Genomic DNA, 6,914 nt, shown 5'->3' on the forward strand with positions numbered 1-6,914 from the left:
ACAAAAAATAATACTATTATATAAAAGAATAAGAAAAAATAAGAATTTTAGTAATACTTTTCATTAAAACCAAGGTATAAAATGCTAAAAAAGTATTACCATGTAAAAAAATTTTAACCTTCAACCATGATCAGCTTGCCCGTTGAAGGATCCTTATAGACCTTACCCATCTCCATATATCCTTGACCTGAACTGTTTGAAGTGTCTGGAGTTTCATTCAGGGCCTGTCCTTCGCTCACTTCAGTCACATCTGGAGATGACTGCTCTATTGGCTGCTGCTGGCTATCCTGAAATACAACGCTCTGCATATTCCAGCTTATCACTACAAATATCAATAAACCCACAGCGATTACAAGCATCGCATCGACAAGGTTGGATGTTCCGGCCATAGGGTCCTCTTCCGCTTCTGAAAAACGTTTTCTGCCTTTTTCTCGAACCATAGCTAAAACCCCTATTGACTTAATTTATCAAGAAGCGCATCTGCAAGGGCATCAAGGTTGGACAAGTATTCCTCATACCATCTGCGCCTTACCTTTGACACGAAATAAGCAACAGCCCCCGCACCGATACCCACAACAGTGGTATCAAATGCAACAATAATCGCATTGGCCAATGTATTGACATCACCTGCACCCAAAGCTGCAAGTCCAGGACCCATAGGTATCAATGTACCCATCAGTCCCAGTGTCGGACCTATACGTGTAACGACATCGGTCCTCTCGATTGATTTTGCGAACTTGTTTTCCTCAAACTCGATTAGCTTTTTAGCCAAAGCCTGCCTTGAATCATGAGTTAAGGAATGTGAACGCAATATCTTGATTAGAACAACCTTTTGAGACTCGTAAATTTTTGCATTTTGAATAATATTTTTTATTTCTTCCAATGAACCTGCATTAGCTATTGCATAAATCAGCTCCTCAATCAAATCGGGAGTGATTTTCTTTCTGGAGGTGTACTCCGAAATCAGACCTCCAATAGCCAATACTGCAAAAATCGCAAAAACCACCAGAAATATGATTACTGGAATTTGCAGGCTCTGTGAAATCATGTTCAATGTTGATGTTAATACTTCACTTCCAGGAATTGTTGATACCATTAAATCACCTAATTAAAATTACTGCTTCTCCTTGATATTACTCCGCCAATCAACACTATTACAAGCACCAAGACCAATGCCCCAATCAGTGAGTATGGTGAAGCTATTGATATTGCCTCCATCGGATTTTGAATCATTGCTGTGATATTTGGCAGGAACAATGCTGATAAAAGGAAGTATATTCCTAAAAAGAACATGAAATTGCCAAGCACAATAGGATATGGCTTGTCAATGAATCTTACCAGGTAATTGGATGCATAATAAGTTACAACAATTGTCAAAACCAATGCTATCGCTACAATAACACTCAAATTCATTAATCCCAAACCTACAGTCGGTGCAACAAGCATTATGCTTACAATAATTGATCCAAAACAGCACGGACATGGCGCAACAATAGCCATGCAGGTGGCTGCTGTCGTATTTTTCTCAAACACCTTGTATTCACGGATTGTAAATATACCTGCCAAAATCATGATTATTGCCATAATCAGGAAAAACTCAAAGTTATAAGTGTAAATCAGATCCGTAATCTGTTGTGTGAAAAACGATGAGATTTCCGTCAGTATTAATACTCCCGCACCATATCCTATTGACACCACCGCCAAATATCTCTTTGACATGTTTGCAAGGCCTGTTGCAAGGCCCAACTTTATTCCAAAAATCAAAACGGCCGAAAGAATTCCGACCTGCCATAAAATATTAATCGCATCCATTGTCTACACCTATTGTCTTTCATTAAATAACTTATCTAAATCTTGAACTTTGTCCTTATCATCTTCATTTCTAAAGTATCCCACAGCCACAACCATAATCAAGCATAAAATAGCTATAACGGCCGCAAGTGACAAACCCACTTCGCTGGCTGACTGTGATGTTATTGGGTTAATTTCAACTGATTTTTTAACATCCGCACCTTCAGACTGAGAGCTTCCCGCTTCAACTGATTCTGAACCTGCACCTACATTTGAAAATGCTTCTCCCTGAGCATTATCTCCATTTTGAGAGGTAGTTTGAGCATTAGTTGAACTTGAATTTGTTGCAACAGTAGCAGAAGAGGTTGAACCTTTAACCGGATTTTGTGAGGAAGCTTCTTTTTGATTATTAGTTGATTCAGTTTCCGGAGGCTGTGCGGACTGAGTATTATTTGCAAATACCGGATTTTTAGTTGCCTGATATAGTTTAGGGAGCAATTGAGCCAATATATCCGGATTCACATATTGTACAGCCCATTGCATCATTGCAATATTTCCACAGCTGCAGTCACAGCATGCAACACCGTTTTGGATTGTTGCCTGCGCCCATGTGTTTGCAATGTCACTTATTGTGGCCTTGTCCGCATTCCAATAGCCGTCATGGATTGTTGTAAGCATTGTTCCACTCATTGAAATCAGTGAATAAGCATTATTTCCACTCATAAGCCAATCCTTAACTCCAATTCCATATTTATCGTTGTAATATGTATTGTAAATCCTGTTCCACAAGTCGTCTGTCACTGCTGAAGGCCTTGTTACCTGCCATCCATGCAGATTGCTCACGAATTTGTTAGACATATAACGGGCACCGCTGTAACCTTCATTCATCATTCCCTTAATCCAATCAGGGTTGTCATATCTTGCAGCGATTTCCTGATACATCACCTCTTCCAAAGAGGATATGTATGCACTGTTCTTGTTGGCATACATCAGCACGTTGAATTTTGGAGCCTTGCCTGAAATCTCCTCAACTGTCATGGACAGTCCTCCCCAGTAATCGAAGAAGTCATCATTATCAAGCACACCATACTGGTTGGTGTTACGACTGGCAACAATTGTATCTGAGTTCGAAAGGGCTCTTAAAAATACTAACGGATTGGTATCTCCCCAGTAGTTTTTGGAATACATGTTTCCCATTCTTCCAAGGTAGAAGTCAGATAGCTCTGAGGTATCGTTCCATGTCCATGACATTGATACCAGTTTTGAAATTCCAGCACCATAATCGCCGTTAGGCGGTGCAAATATTCTTGTTATTGCACATTCACCGGCATAAGTTGAATTATAGCCAACATCTTTATAATATAAGGTGTCTTCAATCCAGTGCCGTGCCACATAATTTGAATCCAAAGGCTCATTTGAAACACCATAATAATTGATGCTTCCCATTACTCCTTCAAGAGCCTCTTTTAAATAATTTCCTTCAGCAGAATTCATCAATGTCTGATTTCCAGTTATTGCCAGGTATGATCTTGCAAGGGCAACACGGTATGCGTTATCCATTAAAATTGACTGTGATGAGTATAAATCCCTGAAGAGTCCGCTTGTAATCACTGTTACATCTATCCTCTTTTTGGCCCATCCGTCAGGACGTGTCAAATCATCCAACTTTATTACTTCAGGCATTGTACCCACTTTTTTACCTGTAGGGTTTCCCTCATCATCATAGCCTGCACTTGATGAGTCTGTCCAGACCGGCTTCATTCCCAAAAGATAAAGAACTGTTGAAACAAGCGCTCCGTCATCCCTTGCGGTTTCCACACACCAGATTCCCATGATTATCTTTTCTGTTGTGTCGTTTAAATCGGCCAATGTGAGCAATGCAAGGGTTTTTGCATATTCCCATGCCTCCATTGTCGGAAGTTCACTTGACTGGTCCTGGAACATGTTTTTACCGGTCGGCAATATTGCAGGTTTTACTACGATTTCACCACCTTCTCCGACTGGGACATATTTGCCGTTAAGCCCGTCAACCATTGCGTCCAATTCATTTGAAACTGAAAAATCGATTAAATCGATGTATTTCTTACCCAGATTGAGACATGCAAGGAATGTAGGGTTGTTGAATTTCTCATTTTCACCTATCAAAACTCCATTGACGGTATCCACATCCCAATAAATCAGTGCCTTAACAATATCATAAGCCTTATTCAATATGACCTCCCTTTCTAACGCTGACAATTGGCCATATCCTTTTGAATAGTAGCAGTTTGCCAGTTCAGTGAACAGGTTAAGTGTGCCCTGATTGTTTTCAAGTACATGGTCTTGAGATAACATTGCTGAAACCGTACTTGCTATATCCGCTTCAGACCAAGGCTCTCCTAGGGCATGAAGACCCAATGGATAAAGTGTGGACTGCATTGAAGTCAGGAAATCGTTTACTTTCTGGACGAGCAAATCATTTGACAATCTTTGCACTTCCTCTTTTGTAAGACCAAGATTTGTGGAGTAGTCATTTTCAATAATCAATTGACGCAACTTGTCCGGATTGGCCAGGCTGTTTGCCATAAGTGTCAAGTTGCCATACAAGTGAGTATATGACATTGGAGATGTCAGATGTGAAATGATAACCGCAAAGCCTCTTCTTTTAGCCTGAATAGCTTCACCCAAACCATCGGCAATATAGAAATAAATTTGTGGAACGTCTCCAACCACAACGGATCCGTAATCGGTGGATGAAAGCAGAATCTCTTTTCCAGGCAGCCACTCGTGTGTAGCATGCCTTCCTGTAAATATCATCGCATTATGGAATTTTGTCTGCATGTAGTAATAGGCCGCCAGGTACTGGTGGGTTGGAGCGACTGCAGTACAGTGATAAAGGTTTTCGATGTCTGATTCCCATCCTCTTTGAGGTTCAGGAGCTATAAATATGTTACCATAAGTCAAACCCGGAATTACAAAGTAATCGATACCATCTCTATTTATTACCATTACATTACCCGGCGCTTCTCCCCATCCGTTCAAGCCTGAAACGTTCAAGGCCTTGAATTCATTGAAGTATCTTTGGAATAAATTATAATAGCTTTCATCCCTGGTGGATGTGTACTGCTTCAAAGCGTTGACAATATTTTCCAAAACACTTTTGGATGCGGCTGAATTTTCCTCCGGCAGGAGTGCCACGACCTGATTGTACCAGTCGTCAATCGTATCTCCTATTGTGACGGTATAGTCAAGCTCCACCGCCCTTCTTGAAAGCTCTCCGATGTATGCCACCGGACCTTCACGAACCTGAATCTTTACAATCTCATCAAGGGAGTTGAACCATTCGTTATATTCACTTACAGGCAGCAATGTAACTCCTGATTGATTAGCTAATTTTTCAAGTTCCCCCGGTGCCCAGTTAGCTACGTTAATACCACATTTAAGCATCAAATCTTCAAGTTCCGCTACACTTGTCGGCAACTCCCCAACATTATAACCTTCATTTTTCAAGGTTTTAAGAATATTATAAATACTTGCTATGGTATCCAAGTAACTGGAACCGATATTCTGCTTTCCAGGAGGGTAGTTATAATAGATTATTGAAATCAGTTTCTCAGCGTTTGCAGTGTATTTCAAATCAACCCATGCATCAATCCTGTCAGTGAAAAGGTCAACGTTTCTTTCGTATGGAATATATGTAACGATTCTTGCACCTGTTACATTAGAGATATAACTGGACTGGCCTCCAATAAAAGTCGCATCAATGATTCCCTGAGTCTCAGCAATGGTAATGTGCCACCACTTGTCACTTTTCTCAGTGGTAAGGCCGGTTGAACCCAGCTCCCACATTTCATTTGAAACAAAATCTGAGTGAATGGCCCTGAAAATCGGCACTCCAAGCTCTTCAAAAAATGCTGTCGCCTTTGTGAAGTTTTCACCGCCGACACCGTAGGCAACCATTGACACAATTGCATCAACATATGTTTCATATTTAGATGAGTTTTCCAAAAATCCTGAAATGTCTCCTCCCGCACTGGTCCATGCCTCAACCATTGCCCTCAGCTGTTCGGCAGATCCTCCTGCAGCATAAACCGGAATCACATTATACCCTTTTAATTCCAGTGAGTCAATCAGGGCGTTTGTCGGGTGAAGCTGCTGTGATGCGATATACATTGTACTTTCCAATATTCCGACTGTGCGTGTTTTTGACCTGTCAAAGAATGCGGCAATGTATTCATCAAGCGAATACCACCTGTCACGATAAATACCATAAGTTTTTGAGCCTGTGAAATTTGGGGCCTTGTATGTGAAATCATAGCCCAAAATGTTTAATGTGAATAGAATCTGATTTTTGAGGTTTTCCTTGTCGTTGATGTCCTTGTAGAGAACCATCTTATTGAAGACATTGTCGAATTTGGCTCCGGTGGAGGTTATGTATGAGTTTACATCATTGAAGTTCAATCCCCTTTTTGTGTTTTTAAAATAGTCTATAAGGTCACTGTCACTACAGGAAGTGAATATTTTATTATAGTTAATGGTATTGTTTCTAATAAGATTGATTGAGCTTGAACCTGAGTTTACATTACCAGAAGGAGGCTCCAAAATCAAAAATAATTCCTTATGGGACAATTCAGGATATTTTCCCAAAAGCTTTGTGAGAACGGAATCGACATCCGTACTAATCCATTCCCCGATGAATGCATCGGATTTGTCAAACAGGGAGTGAAGCTCCTCCTCACCCATGTTCTTTATCTGATCTCCGCTTCGAACAACCATATTGAATCCTGATAATCCGTCCTGATTGTATATCTCGTCACAGGCCGAATCTATAATGTTGGTTCCCACCGTCTTGTTTTTAGCATCACTTTCATGCAAGTCATTTGATTCGCCAACTGATAACTCATCATGCGAATCATCCTGTAAAGTCATGTTATTGTCGCTTTGGGCGAAGCTCACTTGAGCAAACAGGAAAAATGACAATATAATAATTATTAAAAATAATCTTTTATGACTATCCACACTAATCCCTCAAAATTTTTTTATTAAGCATATATTATTTATGTCAATGTGAATAATATATATTTTGATTAAAGTATTACTAAATGCCCCATTTTAAGCGAAAAAGTAATACTTTTTTGAAATCA

General features: G+C 40.1%; 4 protein-coding genes. All 4 read right to left on the minus strand.

Annotated features, from left to right (window positions below; translation table 11 throughout):
- Window positions 1-113: 113 nt before the first annotated feature.
- Genes QZ138_RS10990 through QZ138_RS11005 form a run of 4 tightly spaced genes read right to left on the minus strand, consistent with a single transcriptional unit; the run spans window position 114 to window position 6,789 of the window.
- Window positions 114-440 carry a DUF2149 domain-containing protein gene (locus tag QZ138_RS10990; RefSeq protein ID WP_292889066.1) on the minus strand — a complete coding sequence of 109 codons (327 nt, stop codon included), beginning with the start codon at window positions 438-440 and terminating at the stop codon, window positions 114-116.
- Between the two features lie 11 nt (window positions 441-451).
- Window positions 452-1,096 carry a MotA/TolQ/ExbB proton channel family protein gene (locus QZ138_RS10995; RefSeq protein WP_292600088.1) on the minus strand — a complete coding sequence of 215 codons (645 nt, stop codon included), beginning with the start codon at window positions 1,094-1,096 and terminating at the stop codon, window positions 452-454.
- A gap of 8 nt (window positions 1,097-1,104) precedes the next feature.
- Entirely contained in the window at window positions 1,105-1,812 is a 708-nt protein-coding gene (locus QZ138_RS11000; protein ID WP_292600086.1) for a DUF2162 domain-containing protein, read from the minus strand.
- A 9-nt stretch (window positions 1,813-1,821) separates the two neighbouring features.
- Complete coding sequence (locus QZ138_RS11005; RefSeq protein ID WP_292889067.1) at window positions 1,822-6,789, minus strand: cobaltochelatase subunit CobN; 4,968 nt, start codon at window positions 6,787-6,789, stop codon at window positions 1,822-1,824.
- Window positions 6,790-6,914 lie beyond the last annotated feature (125 nt).

The sequence above is a fragment of the Methanobrevibacter sp. UBA212 genome (genome assembly GCF_905233225.1).
Lineage (GTDB): Archaea > Methanobacteriota > Methanobacteria > Methanobacteriales > Methanobacteriaceae > Methanocatella.

Coding starts and splice junctions, on each gene's coding strand:
- QZ138_RS11000 (WP_292600086.1), bottom strand. CDS start 1,812: ATGGATGCGATTAATATTTTATGGCAGGTCGGAATTCTTTCGGCCGTT.
- QZ138_RS10990 (WP_292889066.1), bottom strand. CDS start 440: ATGGTTCGAGAAAAAGGCAGAAAACGTTTTTCAGAAGCGGAAGAGGAC.
- QZ138_RS10995 (WP_292600088.1), bottom strand. CDS start 1,096: ATGGTATCAACAATTCCTGGAAGTGAAGTATTAACATCAACATTGAAC.